The following is a 20,421-nucleotide window of genomic DNA, read 5'->3' on the forward strand; positions in this document are numbered from 1 at the left end:
CGGTGGGTGCCGAGCTCGCTCGGCATCGCCCTGGGGTTACCGATTTCCCACGTGCCGCTTCGCGGCCGTCTCTCCCAAAAGGACACTCACATGATCCGCAATACCGCTCTTGTCGTGGCCATCGCTGCCGCCACCCTGTCGATGCCGGCCCACGCTGGCCTGGGCAAGCTGAAGGACCTGGCTGGCGCCGCTACCGGCACCTCCAGCAGCAGCGCCTCCAGCGCCGCCGCTCCGGACGAAGCCGCGCAGGAAGCGCTGGTGCGTCGTTTCGTCAGCTCGCAGTCGCACTCGCTGCAGGCCCAGACCTCGTTTGCCCGCGCCTTCGGCCTGGCCGAGCAGGTGCAGCTGCTGGAAGCCGAGCGCCAGGCGCTGTCGTCGGGTTCGGTCAGCGTCGATGCGATGAAGAAGTCGGTGTCGGTCAGTGAAGCTGCGCAGGCGGCGATCAACGAGCGCCAGGCCGCACAGCCGGAACTGAACGCTGAATCCAAGCAGCACTACGCCGAAGGCCTGGTCTCGCTGCTGTCCTCGGCGGCCGAAGCACAGAAGCTGGGCGGCGAAGCCAGCAACTTCACCGCCGGCATGAAGAACCTGGGCGCGACCCAGCTGGCCACCGTCGGCCGCAAGCTGGCAGCAGGTGCATGGGTGGCCAAGGAATCGCCGGGCTTCATCCAGGGCCTGTACGGTTCGACCAAGTCGGCCGTGACCTTCGCCAAGAAGAGCAAGGTGAAGGTGCCGTCCAACGCCGATTCGATGCTCGACACGCTCTGATCCGAGGCGAATCTCCATGCGTATGACCTACCGTTTGATCGGCCTGGGCCTGGCTGCCACGCTGCTTGCAGCCTGTGGCAAGCAGGACACCCCGGCCGCCGCGCCCGCCAAGGACAAGGCAACCAGTGCACTGGCCAGCAATGCGCCAGTGGAAGCAGCGCCCCTGCGTGGCACGCCGGATTTCGGCGGCACCACCCAGGTCGCGCGCGAAGCCGACGGCATCGGCAGCACCCCGGAACTGGCGGTGCTGGCGGCATTGCAGTCGGCGGTGGCGCAGGTCAACGGCGTACGCGTGGCCAGCCAGATGCAGAGCCTGCGTGCAGGCCTGCATGTGGATGTGGATGACGAACACGTCGGCGATATCCGCGCCGACGCGTTCACCCAGCAGATGATCGCCGGCTCGCAGGGCGCGGTGCTGGGCTATGAAATCCTGTCGCAGGATGAAGTGCGGCAGCTGGACGAGGAAACCATCGCCCGCGTGCGCGCCAGCGACGAAGGCTGGAGCTTCAAGGGCTCGGCGTCGGCCAGTGCCTCCGGCGAAGCCTCGGCCAAGAGCGGTTCGGCCTCGGCCAGCGTCAGGGAAAGCTACGACGAGAAGGTCAGCGTCGATGCCAAGCGTGGCGCCAGTTCGTTCGATTCCGACGTGACCCATCGCAGCATGCGCAGCTACTGGAAGGTGCGCGTGCGCGCACAGATCGCCCAGTACCGCGCGCCGGACGAGCAGGGCAAGCCGAAGATCGTGGTTGCCCTGCCGCGCACCAAGGCCGGCAGCTACGCCGTCGGAGACGGCCGCGTGGATGCCGATGAAGTGGCCGATGCGATCCGCGCACGGCTGTCCGACACGCTGACCCAGACCCAGCGCTTCATCGTGCTGGACCGCGAGTTCGGCGACGAACTGCAGGCCGAGATCGACCACATCAACAGCGGCAACGTGCGCCTGCAGGACACCGCACGCGTCGGCCAGCAGCTGGCGACCGACCTGATCCTGATCCCGACCATCGAACGCTTCGAGTACCCGCGCAGCGTGCGCAACCTGCGCATGTCCGACCGCCAGGTGATCTCGTACTCCGGTGGCGGCCGCATTACCCTGCGCCTGATCAACGCCACCACCGGCCAGGTGGTGATGTCCGACAGCTTCGATCACCAGCTGGCCTCTACCGGCCCGAGCACCCTGCCGCGCGTGGTCAATGGCCGCAACATGGCCGCGGCGATGATGGAATCGCTGTCCGGCCAGATCGGTACCACCATCGTCACCACGCTGTTCCCGGTGTCGGTGGTTTCGGTGGACGGAGACCAGGTGGTGCTGAGCCAGGGCGGTGACACCGTGCAGGCCGGCCAGCGCTGGCAGGCCGTGCGCCTGGGCGAAGAACTGAAGGACCCGCAGACCGGCCGCTCGCTGGGCCGCAGCGAACACCCGTGCTGCACCATCCGCATCGACCGCGTGGCTGCACAGACCTCGTACGGCACCATCGAAGACGGCGTCGACGCCATGCGCGGCGGCTTCCGTCCGGGCCAGATTGAACTGCGCCAGAAGCTGGGCAGCAAGCCGGCTGCCGCCGCTGCTGGCGCAACGGCCTCGGCTGCACCGGCCGCCGCCGCGCGCCCGGCGGCCAAGCCGAAGCCCAAGCCCGCTGCCGCCCCGGCCGAAGACCCGAACTGGTAACACGCCAAGGCAGCACACAGATGGGGTCAGAGCCCTTTCCCACCGGGAAAGGGAACTGACCCCTTCTTGTTTCCGTCCGTGTCGACCAAGGTCGACACCTACCAACAGCGGTGTGTCGACCAAGGTCGACACCCACCAACAGCAGCAGAAATCTGTCGAAGGCGGGGTGGGTCCGGTTGCGGGGGTGTAAGCGCCATGGATGGCGCGCCCAAGCCTCCAGGGACGGATTCACGGCGTCCCCCGCAACCGGACCTACCCCGCCTACCCTCAGGAACCCAGCTTTTGCTGTTGCTTCGGCCGTTGCCGTTGTTTCTGCGGGTGCAGGGCGCAGCCCTGCCGAACCCCTTACACTCCAGAAGGATTTCCCTGCTGGAGAGAGCAATGAAACGAGTGGTACTGGGCGTGCTGGCCCTGTCGGTGTCGAGCGCACTGATGGCGGCCACCCCGAAATTCGATGGCGCGCGGATCTCCGCCGACGTCAAGGAACTGGCCTCCGACGCCTACGAAGGCCGCTCCCCGGCCACCGCCGGCGAAGAGAAGACCATCGCCTTCCTCAGCAAGCAGTTCGCCGACGCCGGCCTGCAGCCGGGCGGCGACCTCAAGGACGGCAAGCGCCTGTGGACCCAGGCCGTGCCGCTGCGCAAGGGCGACATCGTCGGCGCACCGCAGCTGGCGCTGCACCAGGGCGGCAAGACCGTTGCGCTGGAACAGGGCAAGCAGATCGCCGTGCGCGCCGCCATGAACGGCGCCAGCAACGTCGACATCAGCAAGGCCCCGCTGGTGTTCCTCGGCTACGGCGTGAAGGCCCCGGAGCGCAACTGGGATGACTTCAAGGGCGTGGACCTGAAGGGCAAGATCGCCGTGGTGCTGATCAACGACCCGGACTTCGAGACCGGCCAGGGTGATTTCGACGGCAAGGGCATGACCTACTACGGCCGTTGGACCTACAAGTACGAAGAAGGCGCCCGCCAGGGCGCGCTGGGCGTGCTGATCGTGCACGAGACCGCACCGGCGTCGTACGGCTGGGCCACCGTGGCCGGTTCCAACACCAACACCATGTTCGATGTGGTGCGCGACAACCCGGCCGACAGCCACCCGCTGCTGGAAGGCTGGATCCAGCGCGACCTGGCCGTGGAGCTGTTCCGCTCGGCCGGCCAGGACTTCGAGGCGCTGAAGAAGAAGGCGCAGCAGCGCGACTTCACCCCGGTGCCGCTGACCGGCGCCAGCCTGGACGCGAAGTACGCGGTGAAGACCGAAGTGATCACCTCGCACAACGTGGCCGCACGCCTGGAGGGCAGCAGCCACCCGGACGAGACCCTCGTCTACAGCGCGCACTGGGATCACATCGGCGTGGGCGAGCCCGACGCACGTGGCGACCGGATCTTCAATGGCGCTCTGGACAACGCCAGTGGCACCGCATCGCTGATCGAACTGGCCCGTGGCTTCGCCAAGGCCAAGCGCCCGCAGCGTTCGCTGCTGTTCCTGGCGGTCACCGCCGAGGAAAAGGGCCTGCTGGGTTCGGAGTACTACGCCACCCATCCGCTGTATCCGCTGGAAAAGACCGTGGCGGTGATCAACATGGATGGCATGGCGCCGTTCGGGCCGTCGCGTGATTTCGGCATCTACGGTGCCGCGCGCTTCGAGCTGCTGGACCAGCTGAAGGACGTGGCCAAGGGCTGGGATATCCGCTACACGCCGGACCCGAAGCCGGAAGCGGGCCTGTTCTTCCGCTCCGATCACTTCCCGTTCGCCAAGCGTGGCGTGCCGGCGCTGTCCTGGTCGGCCGGCCAGGACTGGGTGGACGGTGGCGTGGCCGCAGGCAAGAAGGCCTCCGAGGACTACACCGCCAAGCGCTACCACCAGCAGGGCGACGAGTGGCAGCCGGACTGGGTGTTCGCCGGTGCCGCCCGCGACCTGGAAGTGCTGTACACGCTGGGCAACCAGCTGGCCAACTCGCGCAGCTGGCCGAACTGGAGCAAGGACGAATCGTTCCGCGCCGTGCGTGACGCCAGCGCCGACCAGCGCAAGTAAGGGAATGCGCCGGGTTCGCCCGGCGCCTCCCGGGTAGTGCCGGCCGCTGGCCGGCAACCTTGTGATGCTTGTGGAGGTCATGGGGAGCCGGCCAGCGGCCGGCTCTACCAGAATGGCTTCCATCCCCGCTTTCCGGCCCTTCGTCGCAACCCGCTTGTTTGCCCGGCGGGCCGCCCTATGCTCGGCTCACCCCCTTCCTCCAAGGCGCCGCCGTGTTCGCCAGCCTCTCTCTCCTGCTTCGTCACCTGCTGGCCTGGGCTGCGGCGCTGTTCGTCGCCGGCATGGTCTGGAGCGGCATTTTCAGCGGCATGAACGACGGCCCTGGCTGGGTGTTCGGGCTGCTGGTGATGTTCCTGATGATTTCCGCGCTGGGCAGCGCGATTACCCATGTACGCCGCGTCTGGCTGGTCGCCGGCCGGCTGGATTCGACCACGCTCTCCGGCCGCCAGCGCCGCCAGGTGGAACTGCCGATGGATGCCGGCCAGGCATTCTCGGTGGTGGAAGCGGCCATCGCTGAACTGCCGCGCGTTGAAGACGTGGAAAGTTCGGCCGGCAGCCTGCAGGTGCGGGCCTACGTGCGCCGCGTGGATGCCTGGAACGGCCGCCAGCCATCGCGCTGGAACCTGCCGGCACGGCTGGCGATCAAGCGCAACAGCGTGCTGGCGACGGTCACGCCGGGGCAGGGCACCAGTACCGTCACCCTGTTGTTTGAGCCGGATGCCGGCTGGTGGGCCGACCTGCTGGCACTGGATGAGGGCAGCAACTTCGAGAACGCCGAAGCGGTCACCCGCGCGATCAGCCGCCGTGTTGCCGACCAGCGTCGCGACGAGCAGGCCGCGGCTGAGCAGACCCAGGTGGAAAAGGAGCTGTCGGTGGCCCGGTTGAACCTGCTGCATGCGCAGGTGGAACCGCACTTCCTCTACAACACGCTGGCCAACGCGCAGGTGCTGACCCGCACCGACCCGGCACGTGCCGACCAGATGCTGGGCCACCTGATCCAGTACCTGCGCAGCTCGTTGCCACAGGTGGACGAATCGCTGTCCACGCTGGGCGTGGAGCTGGAGCGCACCCGTGCCTACCTGGAGATCCTGCGTATCCGCATGGGCGCACGGCTGGGGGTGGAGGTGCAGGTACCGAACGAACTGCACGGCGTGCAGCTGCCGGCGATGGCGCTGCAGACGCTGGTGGAGAACGCGATCAAGCATGGCCTGGAACCGAAGCCCGGCGGTGGCACGATCTGGATCCTGGCGCGTGGCTTCGATGACCATGTAACGGTGACGGTGGCCGACGATGGCCTCGGCTTCGGCCAGGGCACCAGCGGTACCGGCATCGGCCTGAAGAACCTGCGCGAGCGCCTGCGCCTGACCTGCGGCGAACAGGCCGGCGTGGCGATCGTCGCCAACTTCCCCAGCGGCGTGGCCGCGACCATGACCCTGCCGCAGTCGAGCAAGGAGCGCAGCCATGCCGCTTGAGGCGCTCATTGCCGAAGACGAGGAACTGCTGCGGCAGTCGCTGGTCGAGCAGCTGGGCCGGTTGTGGCCGGACCTGAAGCTGGTGGCCGAGTGCGAGGATGGCGCCAGTGCGCTGGAACAGCTGGCCGAGAAACAGCCGGACATCGCCTTCCTCGACATCCGCATGCCCGGCATCAGTGGCATTGAAGTGGCCCGTTCGCTGTCCGAACTGAGCCCGCGCACCCAGGTGGTGTTCGTTACCGCCTACGACCAGTACGCCATCGACGCGTTCGAGCAGGGTGCGATGGACTACCTGCTGAAGCCGGTCAGCGATGAGCGCCTGCTGGCCACGCGCGAACGCATCCTGTCGCGGCTGCCATCAACGCGCCAGGACGATGCCGTACTCGAACGCCTGCTTCAGCGCCTGGGGCCGTCGCAGAGGGCGGCAGAGCGCCCGCCCTTGGCCTGGATCACCGCCAGCAACGGCCGCGAGACGCAGCTGATCATGCTGGAAGACGTGGCCTACTTCCGTGCTGACAACAAGTACACCACCGTGATGACTGCGGCCGGTGAGAGCCTGCTGCGCACACCGTTGCGCGAGCTGCTGGAAGTGCTCGATCCGCAGCACTTCCGCCAGATCCATCGCTCGACCATCGTCAACATGAAGGCGGTGGCAGCGGTCAGCCGCGACGATACCGGGCGCGGGGTGCTGCGCCTGCGTGGGCGTACGGAGACGCTGGTGGTCAGCCAACCGTTCATGAGCCTGTTCCGCGGCATGTAGCCGCACCCTGGAGGCACCATGCGCCTGTTCCTGTTTGCCTGCGTTGCTGCGCTGTCGTTGGCCGGCTGCGAGAAGTCCAGCGAAACCTCGATCACCCGTACCAATGCCAACGGCGTGGACACGCTGTACAGCAAACGCACCGTGGTCGATGGCGAGGCGCGGTTCCAGTGCATCGCCAGCAGCAGTGGCCACTGCCACTACGTGGTGCTGGACCCTGCATGCAGCAGCGGGGCCGCGTGTGCCACGCCGCCGTTGCGCCGGTTCGCGGTGGCGGTGGGAAAGACCGAGGCGATGCGTGACCTGCCCAGGGGCTTCCACCAATGCGTCAGCCAGGACCCGATAGAACAATGCCACCGTGAGTGATCACGGTGGCATTGTGGGTCCCCCCGCTTCCCTGAAGGGTCAGTAGGCAGGTTGCAGTGTCAGGTCGTGGTGGTGCTCGTTCTCACCCACATGGTTCAGGCGGCCGACCAGTTCTGAGTGCTGCTTCATGCGCCCGATCTCGGTCATGATGCGGATGTCCTCATGGCGCAGCTCGCGCTTGGCAGTGACGGCCTGCTTGTAGTCCAGCACTTCTGGGTAGTGCTCGGCCAAGTCCAGTGCCTCGGCCACGTTCTCGACGCTGTCGGCCTTGGAGCTGATGCGGGCGCGGCTGTTGAAGGCCTTCATCCAACGCTCGAAACCGGCGGTGCGGTCGAACATGTTGGCCATGAACCAGATCACGAACAGGATCGAGATCCATGAGCCGAACACCACGACCACGCGGGTGAAGGTGATGTGGTAATCGTCGCGCCACAGGTAGTTGGTGATCAGCCCGAGGATCAGCAGCGAGGCCGCCTGCCAGCCGACGATCGAGGCGATCAGCCATTGGCACTTGGCCTGGGCCAGCACAGCCACTTCATCGCGGATCTGCTGCTCGCTGAGGCTGCGCCAGTGCGCGACCTGTTTTTCGAACGGGCTGCTGTAGAGCTCGTTGTCGCGAAGCAGTAGTCCCAAACCCTTGAACAAAGCAATCATGGCTGGCTCCTTGTGGAACGTGCGTCGATCAGCGTTGGACGGTGTGGCGGGTTCAGTTCTAGCACTTCCAGCGAGCCGTGCAATGGGCGCAATGCCTAGCGGCGTAAGGGTTTTGTCTGAATGGGTGAATGTTGGTGCGTTGCAGCATCGCGGCCGCAGCCTGCGACAGGATGTCGCAGGGTGAAATGTGCTGCGGCCGCACATGAAACCGCGGCTGAGCGCGGAGACTCGCCGCCGGCGTCGTGATCGCCCAGAATCGGGGCCGACCGCGCAACGCGTGGCCGTACTTCCGCCTTTCCTGGACCTGTGATGCCGGCTCTGCTGCAGCGACTTTCCCGCCCTGTCACCGCGCCGATCCGGCGCTGGGTGCTGGAGGCCTTCCCGCGTGGCCAGAGCGGCATCGATTACGACCACCCCCTGGGTGACCCGGGCTGGTTCGGCCCCGACAGCGTCACCTGGCGGCTGCATGCCGAATTCCCCTCGATGCTGGCTGGCGGGTTGTGTGCGCTGATGCTGCAGACCCTGCATCCGCGCGCGCTGGCCGGCGTCTACGACCACTCCAATTTCCGCCAGGACCTGGTGGGACGCCTGCGCCGCACCACCGCCTTCGTTGCCGGCACCAGCTATGCGCCCAGCGGCGAGGTGGAGGCGCTGGTGGCCAAGGTACGCCGCATCCATGCGCAGATCCGCGGCCAGACCGCGCAGGGGGAGCCCTATGCGGCGGACGATCCGCAGCTGCTGACGTGGGTGCACGTGACCGAGGCGTTTGGCTTCCTGCAAGGCTTCCGCCGCTACGGGCGCGAGGTGCCGGCGCACATCGCCGATCGCTACTACGACGAGTACCGCTGCGTGGCCGAGGCACTGGGTGCGGTGGATGTGCCGCGCAGTGAAGCGGAAGTGGCCGCGTACTTCTGCGCGCGGCAGCCGGAACTGCGCGTCGACGAACGCTCGCGCGAAGTGCTGGAGGTGTTGTCCGGCGTGCGCCTGCCGGTACCGGTGCCGGGTCTGTCGCGCGAAGTGTTCCTCGGCGCCGGTGCGGCGCTGCTGCCGGACTGGGCCGAAGGCATGCTGGAACGCAATGCGCGCCAGCGCGCACAGGCTGCAGCGTCGGCGAAGCTGATGCAGGGCATGGCGCCGCTGTTCCGCCGCGCGCTGCCCGATGGCCTGGCCAGCCGCGCCTGCACGCGCATGGGCGTGCCGGTGGCGGTGTTGCGCGAGTGGCCCGAACTGCTCCGGTAGGTGCCCACCTTGGTTGGCACGCATTTCGCGCAGTGCCGCAGAAGCGCCAACCAAGGTTGGCCTCTACCAGAGCGGATTCCGCAGTAGGTGGATCTACTGACACCTTGGTTCTGGTAGCTGCCGACCTTGGTCGGCACGCATTTCGCGCGGTGCCGCAGAAGCGCCAACCAAGGTTGGCCTCTACCAGAGCGGATTCCGCAGTAGATCCACGCCATGCGTGGATGGGCGTTACCCGGCCGACTTCAACCCACGCAACAGCATCTCCAGCGCCGCCGTCGCCTGCTGCAGGCGCGCGTCGCCATCCTCGCCCTCGGCGATCCAGAACGCGGCCTCGGCCAGGCTGCCGTAGATCAGCGACGCCAGCGCCTGCGCGTCCACCGGCGCCACCACGCCCTGCGCCACCAGATGTTCGATCAGGTGCTGCATCGAGTGCACGCAGTGGCGCTGCGATTCCGGTGAGGCGCCACCCAGTACTGCGCGCGCATCGCGCAGCACGATGCGCTGGATTTCCGGCTCCAGTGCCATCTCCAGATAGGCGCGGCAACGCTGCACGAAGCCGTCCCAGGCATCATCCGCGCCATCGCTGATCGCCTGCAGGCGCAGGTCGGTCTCGGCATCGAGCTGGGTGACGACAGCCGCCAGCAGACCCTTCTTGTCGCCGAAGTGGTGGTACAGCGCGCCGCGGGTCAGCCCGGCCTGGGCGGTCAGGTCGTCCATCGAGGTGGCGGCATAGCCATGCGCGCTGAACACCCGGCGGGCGGTGGCCAGCAGGGTGGCGCGGGTTTCTTCCATCTCGGCGCGGGTGCGACGAACCATCCGGAGCTCCTTACATACACAGTGCATGATTATTTACATACGATTCGTATGAATGTAGCCTCTTATTCATACGCTCTGTATGTATTGTCGTGGCGCCCGGTGCGCCAGGCAAGTCACTGCCCTGGAGAACCTGATGGCCACCCCCTATCGCGACCTGTTCGCGGCCCCCGGCACCGCCGGCCTCGCCCTGGCCGGGCTGCTGGCACGCCTTCCTCTACCGATGACCGGTATCGGCATCATCACCCTGCTGTCCCAGCTGCGCGGCAGCTATGCACTGGCCGGTGCGGTGTCGGCCACCTTCGTGCTGACCTACGCGTTGCTGTCGCCGCAGGTATCGCGCTGGGTCGACCGGCGCGGGCAGGGCAGGGTGCTGCCGTGGGCCACCGCGGCCAGTGCGGCCGGGTTGCTGTTGCTGCTTGCGTGCACGCTGCTGGCCGTGCCGGACTGGACGCTGTTCATTGCGGCGATGCTGGCCGGCTGCATGCCCAGCGTGTCGGCGATGGTGCGCGCGCGCTGGACCGCGATCCATCGCGGGCGCCCGCAGCTGCAGACCGCGTATTCGCTGGAGACCGTGTTCGACGAGGTGACCTTCATCGCCGGGCCACCGTTGTCCGTCGGGTTGTCGGTGGCGGTATGGCCGCAGGCCGGCGTGCTGGCCGCCGCCCTGCTGCTGGTGCTCGGGGTGACCGCACTGGTTCTGCAACGCGGTACCGAGCCGCCGTTGCAACCGGTTGACAGCGCCACACCACGCCGCTCCCTGCTGCGGCAAGCGGAGATCCGCCTGCTGGCGTTGCTGATGCTGGCGATGGGTGTGATTGTCGGTACCGTCGACATCACCAGCGTGGCCTTCGCCGAACAGCGCGGGCAGCCACTGGCTGCCAGTTGGGTGCTGTCGGCCTATGCGCTGGGCAGCTGTGCGGCGGGCCTGCTGTTTGGTGCACTGAAGCTGCAGATCCCGTTGCCGCGCCTGTTGCTGACCGGAGCAGCGGCCACTGCATTGGCCACGCTACCGCTGCTGTGGGTCGGCAACCTGCCTGCCCTGGCCGTTGCCGTGCTGCTGGCCGGGGTGTTCTTCGCGCCGACGATGATCGTGGCGATGTCGCTGGTCGAACAGTACGTGCCCGAATCGCGCCTGACCGAAGGCATGACCTGGTTGCTGGCCGGATTGAACATCGGCGTGGCGCTGGGCGCGGCACTGTCCGGGCAGAGCGTCGATGCGGGGGGCGTGCGCAGCGGTTTTGTTGTTGCGCTGGTGGCAGGCGGTGGTGTGCTGCTGTTCGCCGTGCTCGCGCAACGTGCACTGCGCCCGTCTGCCTCGACCACATCCCCTGAAGGAATCGTCCCGTGAGCGCTTCATCGCCTGCGCACGCCGCGCCTGTGCCTCGTCATCCGTGGTGGGCGGTTTCCGCCGTCGGCCTCGCCACGTTCTCGGTGGTCACCACCGAAATGCTGCCGGTCGGCCTGCTGACCCCGATCGCCGAAGATCTCGGCGCGTCCACCGGCACCGCCGGCCTGATGATCTCGCTGCCGGCCCTGCTGGCGGCAGTGTTCGCACCGCTGGTGGTGATCGCAGCCGGTGGCATCGATCGCCGTCGCATCCTGTGCGCGCTGCTTGCGCTCCTGCTGGTCGCCAACCTCGCGTCGGCGCTGGCACCGGGCATCGGCTGGCTGTTGGCCGCACGGGTGCTGGTGGGGTTCTGCATGGGCGGCATCTGGGCCATCGCCGGCGGTCTGGCTGCGCGCCTGGTGCCGGCTGACCGCATCGGCCTGGCTACCTCGATCATCTTCGGCGGCGTGGCCGCAGCGTCGGTGCTCGGCGTTCCGTTGGGCGCGCTGATCGGGGATGCATTGGGTTGGCGCAGCGCCTTTGTGGTGATGGCGTTGTTCAGTGCGGCGGTAATGCTGCTGCATCTGCGGGTGGTTCCCGCGTTACCTGTAAGTACATCGGTGCGGCCGCGGCAGTTCGTGCAGCAGCTTGGCCAGCGCGACCTGCGGCGTGGCCTATGGCTGACCGTGCTGCTGGTGTCCGGGCACTTCATCGCCTTCACCTACGTGCGGCCGCTGCTGACGTCCGTCTCGGGCGTGGAGGCGTCCTGGATCGGTGCACTGCTGTTTGCCTACGGCTTGGCCGGCATCGCCGGCAACTTCATCGCCGGGCCGCTGGCAGCACGCCATCCGCGCGGTACGTTGCTGGCGATCGCATCGGGCCTGCTGCTGACGCCGCTGCTGTTGCTGTGGCTGGGGGGCACGCCGAGCGGTGGCATTGCGGTGCTGCTGCTATGGGGCCTGGCCTATGGCGGCGTATCGGTGGGCCTGATGAGCTGGATGATGAAAGCGGTGCCGCAGGCCGTGGAGATCGCCACCGCCCTGTATGTGGGCGTGTTCAATATCGGCATCGCGCTTGGCGCGTGGGGCGGTGGACGGCTGCTGGATGGTGTCGGGCCGTACGCCACGCTTTGGGCTGCTGCGGTGTTGGCTGCGAGCGCTCTGCTGATGGTTGCCACCACCCGCAGGTAGATCCACGCCATGCGTGGATTCCTGCCCCGTGCCAACCAAGGTTGGCACCCACCAGAGCGAGGCATGTGCCAACCAAGGTCGGCACCCACCAGAGCGGGGCATGTGCCAACCAAGGTTGGCAGCTACCAGAGCGGGGCATTTGCCAACCAAGGTTGGCAGCTACCAGAGCGGGGCATTTGCCAACCAAGGTTGGCAGCTACCAGAGCGGGGCATTTGCCAACCAAGGTTGGCAGCTACCAGAGCGGGGCATTTGCCAACCAAGGTTGGCAGCTACCAGAGCGGGGCATGTGCCGACCAAGGTCGGCACCCACCAGAGCGGGGCATGTGCCGACCAGGGTTGGCAGCTACCAGGAAATGAAACGGGCGCCTTTTGGCGCCCGTTCCGGTTACATCACCACACCTTGACCCGCTTGTCCGGGGCCAGGTACAGCTTCTGGCCTTCCTTCACTTCGAACGCCGGGTACCAGGCGTCGATGTTGCGCACGGTGAGTGCGCGGAACTGGCCCGGTGCATGCACATCGGTCAGCAGCGAGTTGCGCAGCGCCTGCTCGCGGCTCTTGCTGCGCCACGCCTGGGCGAAGCCGAGGAAGAAGCGCTGGTCGGGGGTGAAGCCTTCCAGGGTCTGGCCTGGCTTGCCCTGCAGCGACAGCTGGTAGGCATCGTAGGCGGTACCCAGGCCAGCCACGTCGGCGATGTTCTCGCCCAGGGTCAGCTTGCCGTTCACATGCACGCCCGGGAACGGCTCGTAGCTGCTGAACTGTGCGGCCAGCGCATCACCAGCGGCGTTGAACTGCTTCAGGTCTTCAGCGGTCCACCAGTTGTGCAGCTTGCCGGTCTCGTCGAACAGCGCACCGGCGTTGTCGAAGCCGTGGCTGATCTCGTGGCCGATCACTGCGCCGATGGCGCCGTAGTTCACCGCGTCGTCGGCAGCACCGTCGAAGAACGGCGGCTGCAGGATCGCGGCCGGGAACACCAGGCGGTTCTCCAGCGGCACGTTCATCGCGTTGATGGTCTGCGGCAGCATCGCCCACTCGCTGTGGTCGACCGCCTTGCCCAGCTTGGCGATGTTGCGCTGGTACTCGAACAGTTCGGCGCGCTGCGCATTGCCCAGCGCGTCATCACGGCGGATCTCCAGGCCGGTGTAATCACGCCACTTTTCCGGGTAACCCATGCCCACAGTCAGGCCGGCCACCTTGGCCTTGGCGCTGGCCTTGGTCTGCGGCGACATCCACGCGAGCGCGTCGATGCGCTTGGCGAAGGCGGCGATGATGTTCTTCGCCATCTCGTCGGCGCGTTCCTTGGTCTTGGCGTCGAAGTGCTTCTCGACGTAACGCTTGCCGATCGCTTCGCCGATGGCATGGTTGGCGTCGTCCACTGCACGCTTCCAGCGGTCGCTCTGCTGCGGCGTGCCGCTCAGCGTGGTGCCGTGGAAGGCGAAGCGGGCATCGGCGAATTTCTTCGGCAGGTAGGCAGCGGCGCGGTCCAGCGCGTGGAAGGCCAGGTAATCCTTCCAGACATCCAGCGGCTCGGTGGCGACCAGCTTGGACAGGCCGGCCACCGCCTTGGGTTGCCAGACGATGAAGTCCTGCTGCTTGCCCAGCGCAGCCGCGTCGAGGAAGGCGTTCCAGTCCATGCCCGGCGCCTTGGCATTGAAGTCGGCCTGGGTCCAGGGATTGGCACCCTTGGTCACATCATTGGTTTCTTCCTGGGTGGCGTGCGCCTGCGCGATCTTCGTCTCCAGCGCGAGGATGCGCTGCGCCTTGCCCGCCGGATCGGCGACACCGGCCAGCTGCAGCATCTGTGCGATGTAGGCCTGGTACTGCTTGCGCAGCTCGGCCATGCGGCCGCCGCCCAGGTAGAAGTCACGGTCGGGCATGCCCAGGCCGCCCTGCACCAGGTAGGGCGCGTTGCGGTCCGGCTGCAGCAGGTCCACCGACACCCACAGGCCGAACAGGCGGTCGGTGTAGAAGTTGGTCGCATTGAGCAGGTCGACGTCGGCGCGCATCTCGCCGCCGAGGGCACGCGCCAGGCCGGCCTTGTCGGCGATCGCATCGATGGCCTTCAGCTGCGGCTGCACCGGCGCGATGCCGTGCTGCTCGATGCCGGCTTCGTCCATGTAGGCGGCGTAGTAGTCGCCGATCAGCTTGTCATCACCGCTGGCCTGGGTGTTGCCGGCGGCGCCTTCGAGAATGGCGCGGGTGTCGGCCAGGGTCTTCTCGGCGATGACGTTGAAGCTGCCGAAGCGCGAGCGGTCGGCCGGGATCTCGGTGTTCTTCACCCAGGTGCCGTTGGCGAAGCCGAAGAAATCATCGCCGGCGTTGATGCTGCGGTCCATGCCGCTGGCATCGAAGCCGAAGCTGCCCAGCATCGGCTTGGCGGCCGCAGGTGCGGCATCGGCAGGCGCGGCGGTGCCGGCAGCCGGATCGGCCGGGCGGTCGCAGGCGGCCAGGGACAGGCTGGCAACGATGGCCAGTGCCAGGGTGGGACGGCGCAGCTTGGACATGGACTTCTCTTGCAGCGGAAAACCCCAAGTCTAATCCGCTCCGCCCCGGCTGGCCCTCCCGTAGTGCCGCCCGCCCTGTGCGGGATCTGGCTGAACGCGCGGAAGCGATCTTCACGCCGTCACCGGTGTGGTGCATGCTGGCCTCAGGAGCCCTGCGCGGACACGGGGAGGTGGCCATGCGGGGGCGGGTCAGGCGTCAAGAATGGCGTCCGCCGGCCGTTGAGGTCGGGGATGTGGAGGATTCGTTCGCGCATGAAGCCAGCCGACTGCACAAGGAAGACCAACCGATGCCCGCGCTGAAACGGGCGTTGGCCCGGCCGCTGCGCGCCATTACCTGGGGCGGGGTGTTGCTGGGCATTCTGCTGGTGGCCGGGTTGACCACCATGCTGGCCAACGACCATCACCGCCGGCTGGAGGCCGCACAGCGCCAGAGCCGTGCACTGGCGGTGGGCAGCGAGCGCCTGCTGGCGCTGGAGCTGCGCAACCTGGAGCGGGCGATGTCCGGCATCGCCGCCGATGCCGTTGAAGTGTTCCGCAGCGTGCCCGCGCAGGCGCCGGCGCTGCTTGATGCCTCCATCGGCGGCGTGCTGCGCCGGCATGCCGAGCTGCACAGCATCGTGGTGCTGGACAGCTATGGCCGCGCCCTGACGGCCGGCAAAGGTGACCTGAACCTGCCGCTGTGGACCGATCCGCAGCGCCGCGGCCTGGGCAGTTCGCTGTACATCGGCCCGCCGCTGCGCGCCAGCGACGGTGGCTGGGTGGTGCCGCTCGCGCTGCCGATGGCCGGTGACCGCTGGTTGCTGGCGCGGCTGCGCTGCGGCGAACTGCAGCGCATCATCGGCGGCCTCGATGTTGGCCCGAACGGGCTGGTTTCGATCAGCGATGCGGAAGGCTACATGCTGGCCCGCGTACCGGACCCGCACGGTACGGTCGGCCGTCGCTACGATCTCCCGCATCGCGACCTGCTCGGCAAGCAGGCCGTGGTCGAGCTGGGCAGCCTGCCGGGCGCGGTCGATGGTGTGCAGCGCATCATCACCATCAGCACGCTGGAGCGCAGCCCGCTGGCGGTGCAGGTCGGGTTGGCCGATGAGGACGTGCTGGCGCCATGGTGGCCCTACCTGCAGGCGTCAGTAGCGATCGTGCTGGCCTACGTCGGGGTGCTGCTGGTCCTGCTGTACGCGGTGCGCCGCAGCACCCGCCGCCAGCAGTCGATGGCGGAGGAACTGAAGACCGGGCATGCCGAACTGCGCCTGGCCCACCAGGTCGGGCGCGTCTGCACCTGGTACGTGGACGAGGATGCCGCACTGTTGCGCTGGTCACCGCTGGCGCGTGAGATCTTCGGCGTGCAGACCGATGCGCTGCCGGTGGCCGATTTCTTCGCGCGCGTGCATCGTGATGATGCAGCGCGCCTGCAGCAGGCCTTCGACCAGGCCTTCGCCGGTGGCGCGGTGCTCGACCAGGTGTTCCGCCTGGTACTGCCCGGAGGCGCAGTGCGCTGGGTGGGCGCACGCGGGCAGCGGGTGGAGGTGGCCGACAGCGAGCGCCGCATGATCGGTGCCCTGACCGACCTGAGCGAACGCTACCAGGCCCGCGAGCAGATGAGCGAAGTGGAACGCCGCTTCCGCCTGTTGTTCGACCGCAATCCAGCACCGTTCTGGGTGTTCGATCCGGATACGCTGCGCTTCATCGAGGTCAACGATGCCGCCGTGCGCCAGTACGGCTACAGCCGCGAGGAATTCCTGGCGATGAGCATCCTCGACATCCGCCCGCGCGAAGGCTGGGACGAGGTGAAGGGTGCGATCGCCAAGGCCCGTGTCGGCGAGCTGCAGGATGCCACCGTGCGCCTGCACCGGCGCAAGGACGGCAGTGTGTTCGAAGTGCGCGCACACCTGTCCAAGCTCGATTTCGATGGCCAGCCCGCCTGCCTGGTGCTGGCCGAGGATGTGAGCGAACGGCTGGCCTACGAGCGCGACCTGGCCTACCAGGCGCGGCACAACCCGGCCACCGGCCTGCTCAACGTGCGTGCGTTGACCGAGCAGCTGGACGAGCAGCAGGAGGGCTACACCATCGCCTTCGTGCAGCTGCGCGGCCTGCAGCTGGTGGCCGACACGCTGGGCCGCGAGATCGGCGATGCGGTGCTGCAGTCGATGGCGACCCGGCTCGGTGGCCTGGGCGCGCGCTGCGGCACGCTGGCATTCCAGCCGGCGGAGGACTTCGTGTTCGCCATCGGTGCCGAGCACGATACCCAGCGCGTGCTGGACGACCTGCTGCAGATCGTGTCGGCGCCGATGCGCGGCAAGGATTCGCTGCACCAGTTCGAGCCGCGCATCGGCGTGGCCGTGCACATTGCCGGCGACGGCCACAGCGCCGAGCAGGTGATCGGCATGGCCGCACAGGCCGCGCATGCCGCGCGCGCCGAAGGCAACGTGGTGGTCTGGTTCGACGCGGCGGTGACCACGCGGTTGGCCGACCGCCTGCGCCTGGCCGGACGCATCCACGCCGCCATCGACAACGAGTTCCAGCTGTATTTCCAGCCGATCCGGCACGCCAGCGATGGCAGTCCGGCCGCGCTGGAGGCCCTGCTGCGCTGGCCGCAGGCCGATGGCAGCTTCATCCCGCCCAACGAGTTCATCCAGCTGTGTGAGGACACCGGGCTGATCCTGGCACTGGGGCGCTGGGTGATCCGTGCGGCGGCGAAGGCGCAGCGCCGGCTGGTCGAGGCCGGTTGGGGCGAGCTGCCGATCGCGGTCAATGTATCGGCGGTGCAGTTCTTCAACAGCGATCTGGTGGCCGAGTTCACCCGCGCGCAGCAGGAGTTCGGCCTGGCCCGCGGCGCGCTGCACGTGGAGCTGACCGAGAGCAGCCTGATGCGCAAGCCGGCGCAGGCGATGCAGACCATGCAACGCCTGCACGAGCAGGGCATCAGCGTGTCGCTGGATGATTTCGGTACCGGCTATTCCAGCATGTCCTACCTGCAGCACCTGCCACTGGACATCCTGAAGATCGACCGCAGCTTCGTCGCCGACGTGGAAACCAATCCGCGCAATGCCTCGATCTGCCGCGCGCTGCTGTCGCTGGGCCACAGCATGGGCCTGACCATCATCGCCGAGGGCGTGGAAACGCCGGGGCAGCTGGACTGGCTGGCTGCGCACGGCTGCGACCAGGTGCAGGGTTACCTGCTTGGGCGGCCGGCGCCGCTGGAACGGATCATCGAGGCGCTGGATGAGGTTGCCGCCTAAGTGGTAGTGCCGGCCGCTGGCCGGCATTCGCCCAGGACCGGGATGTGTCTGATTGCCGGCCAGCGGCCGGCACTACCGGCAAGCGCCAGATTCGGCTACACCCCAGCCTCCACCAGATGGTCGATGAAACTGCGCACCTTCGGTGCCAGGTGGCTGCGGCTGGTATAGACCGCGAAGATGCCGATCGGCGAGGCCTCCCATTCGGGCAGGATGCGCACCAGGCGGCCATCGGCCAGCGCGTCTTCCAGCAGGAAATCGGGCTGCAGGATCACGCCCATGCCGGCGATCGCTGCTTCTCGCAGCACGTCGCCGTTGTTGGCGTGCAGCAGGCTGCTCACCGCCACCTTCACTTCGCCGCCGGGCCCCTGCAGCGGCCAATGGTCGCCGGCGGCCCAGTAGCTGTAGCTCAGGCAGGCGTGGGCCTGCAGCTCCTGCGGCGTCTGTGGCGTACCGCGTGCGGCCAGGTAGGCCGGCGCGGCGCACAGGCTCACCTGCGATTCGCCCAGACGTCGCGCGATCAACGTCGGCCCCGGCTCGCGGGTGATGCGGATGGCGACGTCGTAGCCTTCCTCGACCATGTCCACCAGCCGGTCGGACAGGGCCAGGTCCAGTTCCACCTGCGGGAAGCGTTCGCGGTAGCTGGCCAGCAGCGGGCCGAGGCGGGCGATGCCCCAACTGACCGGTGCGTTGATGCGCAGCGTGCCGGAGGGCTCCAGCGCCTGCGCGCCGATGCTGGCCTCCAGCGCGTCGAACTCGGCCAGCAGGCGCACGCACTGGGCGTAGTAGGCGGCACCGGCACTGGTCGGGCTGACCCGGCGCGTGGTGCGGTGGAGCAGGCGGGTGGACAGGCGCTTTTCCAGCGCGGCGACCTGGCGGGTGACGCCGGCAGTGGACATATCCAGGGCCTGGGCGGCGGCACTGAAGCCGTTGCGCTCGACCACCGCCACGAACACGCGCATCGCCTCGAGGGTGTCCATTGTTGCGCCTTTTGAAATAAATACGGTCAATCCATCGTATTTATTGGTCCACGAAGGCGCAATAACCTGTGCCCACTCCCTTCAAGGTGTTTCCCCATGCACACCACGACCGCTCCTGTTTCGCCGCTGGCCCCGTACGGCGCCACCCTGCTGCGCCTGGCCCTGGGCGTGCTGTTCCTGGTCCATGCGCTGATCAAGCTGCTGGTATTCACCCCGGCCGGCACGGCGGCGTTCTTCGAGTCGCTGGGCCTGCCCGGCGTGCTCGGCTACCTCACCATCGGCGTCGAGCTGGTGATCACCGTCGCGCTCCTGCTGGGCATCTACGCACGCTGGGTGGGCCTGGTCGGTGTGCCGCTGCTGCTGGGCACCATCATCACCGTGCATGGTGCCAACGGCTTCGGTTTCGCCAATGCCGGCGGCGGCTGGGAATACCCGGCGTTCTGGGCACTGGCGCTGGTAGTGCTGTTCCTGGTCGGCGACGGCAAGTGGACCCTGCGTTCGCGCTGATCGCCGCCTGACCCTGCAACTGGAGAATTCCATGTCCCGCCTGCCTTCGCTGTACATCTCGCATGGTTCGCCGATGACCGCCCTGCATCCGGGCCAGGTTGGCGTGCGCCTGGCCGAGCTGGCGCGCGACCTGCCGACGCCACGCGCCATCGTGATGGCCTCGGCGCACTGGCTGGGCCGGCAGCCGCTGGTCGGCGCGCATCCGCAGCCACCGACCATCCACGACTTCGGCGGCTTCCCGCGCGCGCTGTTTGAACTGCAGTACCCGGCGCCGGGCGATCCGGCGCTGGCCGAAGAGGTGGCCGGCCGCATCGCCGCCACCGGCCTGCCGGTGGCGCTCGACCCGCAGCGTGGCCTCGACCACGGTGCCTGGGTGCCGCTGCGGCTGTTGCGCCCGCAGGCCGACATCCCGGTGGTGCCGCTGTCGATCCAGCCACTGCTCGGGCCCGAGCACCAGTTCGCGCTGGGCCGTGCGCTGGCGCCGCTGCGCGAGCAGGGCGTGCTGCTGGTCGGCTCGGGCAGCATCACCCACAACCTGCACGACTGGGGCGACTACCAGGACGGCAAGGAAGCGCCGTACGTGCGGCCCTTCATCGAGTGGGTGGAGCAGCGTCTGGCCGCCAATGACCGCCAGGCCCTGTTGGATTACCGCAGGCAGGCGCCATTCGCCGAACGTGCGCACCCGACCGACGAGCACCTGCTGCCGTTGTTTTTCGCGATGGGCGCGGCCGGCGAGGGCGGCTTCGGTGCACGCCGCATCGACGCTGGTATCGATGCCGGCTTCCTCGCCATGGATCTGTACCGCTTCGACGGGGCATGAGCCGGGGCTGACGCGCGGCGGCCCCGGCCGTCGCGGTCATGGCCGCATGTGGTAGTTTTTTCCGGGTTTCCGGCGCTGGCTTGTGAGCCTCC

At 67.8% G+C, this 20,421-nt stretch carries 16 protein-coding genes; 12 read left to right on the plus strand and 4 right to left on the minus strand.

The window, feature by feature from the left end:
• Nucleotides 1-90 precede the first annotated feature (90 nt).
• From ACZLIB_RS02395 to ACZLIB_RS02420, 6 genes are all read left to right on the plus strand, one after another.
• The gene (locus ACZLIB_RS02395) at nt 91-768 is read left to right on the plus strand and encodes a hypothetical protein (protein ID WP_049398327.1); all 678 of its coding nucleotides are present in this window, start codon (nt 91-93) and stop codon (nt 766-768) included.
• Between the two features lie 16 nt (nt 769-784).
• Nucleotides 785-2,431, plus strand: coding sequence for a CsgG/HfaB family protein (locus tag ACZLIB_RS02400; RefSeq protein WP_478469072.1), 1,647 nt, complete (start codon nt 785-787; stop codon nt 2,429-2,431).
• Between the two features lie 381 nt (nt 2,432-2,812).
• Nucleotides 2,813-4,462, plus strand: coding sequence for a M28 family metallopeptidase (locus tag ACZLIB_RS02405; protein ID WP_346487126.1), 1,650 nt, complete (start codon nt 2,813-2,815; stop codon nt 4,460-4,462).
• Nucleotides 4,463-4,674: 212 nt separating this feature from the next.
• The gene (locus ACZLIB_RS02410) at nt 4,675-5,934 is read left to right on the plus strand and encodes a sensor histidine kinase (protein ID WP_049398329.1); all 1,260 of its coding nucleotides are present in this window, start codon (nt 4,675-4,677) and stop codon (nt 5,932-5,934) included.
• Nucleotides 5,924-6,694 carry a LytR/AlgR family response regulator transcription factor gene (locus tag ACZLIB_RS02415; protein WP_032128763.1) on the plus strand — a complete coding sequence of 257 codons (771 nt, stop codon included), beginning with the start codon at nt 5,924-5,926 and terminating at the stop codon, nt 6,692-6,694. The genes ACZLIB_RS02410 and ACZLIB_RS02415 overlap by 11 nt, the downstream gene beginning before the upstream one ends.
• An 18-nt stretch (nt 6,695-6,712) precedes the next feature.
• The gene (locus ACZLIB_RS02420) at nt 6,713-7,057 is read left to right on the plus strand and encodes a hypothetical protein (RefSeq protein ID WP_032128762.1); all 345 of its coding nucleotides are present in this window, start codon (nt 6,713-6,715) and stop codon (nt 7,055-7,057) included.
• A gap of 39 nt (nt 7,058-7,096) precedes the next feature.
• Here the strand turns inward: ACZLIB_RS02420 and ACZLIB_RS02425 are convergent, their stop codons facing one another.
• Nucleotides 7,097-7,711: a hypothetical protein gene (locus ACZLIB_RS02425; protein WP_032128761.1), complete on the minus strand. Its 615-nt coding sequence runs from the start codon at nt 7,709-7,711 to the stop codon at nt 7,097-7,099.
• Between the two features lie 309 nt (nt 7,712-8,020).
• On the opposite strand from ACZLIB_RS02425, the gene ACZLIB_RS02430 reads away from it, so the two are divergent.
• Nucleotides 8,021-8,950 carry an oxygenase MpaB family protein gene (locus ACZLIB_RS02430; RefSeq protein WP_149909013.1) on the plus strand — a complete coding sequence of 310 codons (930 nt, stop codon included), beginning with the start codon at nt 8,021-8,023 and terminating at the stop codon, nt 8,948-8,950.
• A 228-nt stretch (nt 8,951-9,178) separates the two neighbouring features.
• Here the strand turns inward: ACZLIB_RS02430 and ACZLIB_RS02435 are convergent, their stop codons facing one another.
• A complete protein-coding gene (locus ACZLIB_RS02435) occupies nt 9,179-9,766 on the minus strand; it encodes a TetR/AcrR family transcriptional regulator (RefSeq protein ID WP_132809048.1) in 588 nt (195 codons plus the stop codon).
• A gap of 133 nt (nt 9,767-9,899) precedes the next feature.
• Here ACZLIB_RS02435 and ACZLIB_RS02440 point away from each other — a divergent pair, with 133 nt between their 5' ends.
• On the plus strand, nt 9,900-11,114 hold the full coding sequence (locus tag ACZLIB_RS02440) for an MFS transporter (RefSeq protein WP_478469073.1): 1,215 nt from the start codon (nt 9,900-9,902) through the stop codon (nt 11,112-11,114).
• Complete coding sequence (locus ACZLIB_RS02445) at nt 11,111-12,283, plus strand: MFS transporter (protein WP_032128757.1); 1,173 nt, start codon at nt 11,111-11,113, stop codon at nt 12,281-12,283. The genes ACZLIB_RS02440 and ACZLIB_RS02445 overlap by 4 nt, the downstream gene beginning before the upstream one ends.
• Nucleotides 12,284-12,674: 391 nt before the next feature.
• On the opposite strand, the gene ACZLIB_RS02450 is transcribed toward ACZLIB_RS02445, so the two are convergent.
• The gene (locus ACZLIB_RS02450) at nt 12,675-14,786 is read right to left on the minus strand and encodes a M13 family metallopeptidase (RefSeq protein ID WP_329914202.1); all 2,112 of its coding nucleotides are present in this window, start codon (nt 14,784-14,786) and stop codon (nt 12,675-12,677) included.
• Between the two features lie 176 nt (nt 14,787-14,962).
• Here ACZLIB_RS02450 and ACZLIB_RS02455 point away from each other — a divergent pair, with 176 nt between their 5' ends.
• Entirely contained in the window at nt 14,963-18,025 is a 3,063-nt protein-coding gene (locus tag ACZLIB_RS02455; RefSeq protein WP_107433506.1) for a bifunctional diguanylate cyclase/phosphodiesterase, read from the plus strand.
• Between the two features lie 95 nt (nt 18,026-18,120).
• Here the strand turns inward: ACZLIB_RS02455 and ACZLIB_RS02460 are convergent, their stop codons facing one another.
• Entirely contained in the window at nt 18,121-19,002 is an 882-nt protein-coding gene (locus ACZLIB_RS02460; protein ID WP_478469074.1) for a LysR family transcriptional regulator, read from the minus strand.
• 96 nt (nt 19,003-19,098) lie between these two features.
• Here ACZLIB_RS02460 and ACZLIB_RS02465 point away from each other — a divergent pair, with 96 nt between their 5' ends.
• Nucleotides 19,099-19,509 (plus strand): DoxX family protein, encoded by a 411-nt coding sequence (locus ACZLIB_RS02465; RefSeq protein WP_164080459.1) that lies wholly within the window; start codon nt 19,099-19,101, stop codon nt 19,507-19,509.
• A gap of 31 nt (nt 19,510-19,540) precedes the next feature.
• Nucleotides 19,541-20,329 (plus strand): dioxygenase family protein, encoded by a 789-nt coding sequence (locus ACZLIB_RS02470; RefSeq protein ID WP_478469076.1) that lies wholly within the window; start codon nt 19,541-19,543, stop codon nt 20,327-20,329.
• The last annotated feature ends 92 nt before the right edge of the window (nt 20,330-20,421 follow it).

The organism is Stenotrophomonas sp. 220_Sma (assembly GCF_056487375.1).

Coding starts and splice junctions, on each gene's coding strand:
- ACZLIB_RS02400 (WP_478469072.1), top strand. CDS start 785: ATGCGTATGACCTACCGTTTGATCGGCCTGGGCCTGGCTGCCACGCTG.
- ACZLIB_RS02405 (WP_346487126.1), top strand. CDS start 2,813: ATGAAACGAGTGGTACTGGGCGTGCTGGCCCTGTCGGTGTCGAGCGCA.
- ACZLIB_RS02435 (WP_132809048.1), bottom strand. CDS start 9,766: ATGGTTCGTCGCACCCGCGCCGAGATGGAAGAAACCCGCGCCACCCTG.
- ACZLIB_RS02465 (WP_164080459.1), top strand. CDS start 19,099: ATGCACACCACGACCGCTCCTGTTTCGCCGCTGGCCCCGTACGGCGCC.
- ACZLIB_RS02440 (WP_478469073.1), top strand. CDS start 9,900: ATGGCCACCCCCTATCGCGACCTGTTCGCGGCCCCCGGCACCGCCGGC.
- ACZLIB_RS02455 (WP_107433506.1), top strand. CDS start 14,963: ATGCGGGGGCGGGTCAGGCGTCAAGAATGGCGTCCGCCGGCCGTTGAG.
- ACZLIB_RS02415 (WP_032128763.1), top strand. CDS start 5,924: ATGCCGCTTGAGGCGCTCATTGCCGAAGACGAGGAACTGCTGCGGCAG.
- ACZLIB_RS02425 (WP_032128761.1), bottom strand. CDS start 7,711: ATGATTGCTTTGTTCAAGGGTTTGGGACTACTGCTTCGCGACAACGAG.
- ACZLIB_RS02430 (WP_149909013.1), top strand. CDS start 8,021: ATGCCGGCTCTGCTGCAGCGACTTTCCCGCCCTGTCACCGCGCCGATC.
- ACZLIB_RS02420 (WP_032128762.1), top strand. CDS start 6,713: ATGCGCCTGTTCCTGTTTGCCTGCGTTGCTGCGCTGTCGTTGGCCGGC.
- ACZLIB_RS02450 (WP_329914202.1), bottom strand. CDS start 14,786: ATGTCCAAGCTGCGCCGTCCCACCCTGGCACTGGCCATCGTTGCCAGC.
- ACZLIB_RS02470 (WP_478469076.1), top strand. CDS start 19,541: ATGTCCCGCCTGCCTTCGCTGTACATCTCGCATGGTTCGCCGATGACC.
- ACZLIB_RS02460 (WP_478469074.1), bottom strand. CDS start 19,002: ATGGACACCCTCGAGGCGATGCGCGTGTTCGTGGCGGTGGTCGAGCGC.
- ACZLIB_RS02395 (WP_049398327.1), top strand. CDS start 91: ATGATCCGCAATACCGCTCTTGTCGTGGCCATCGCTGCCGCCACCCTG.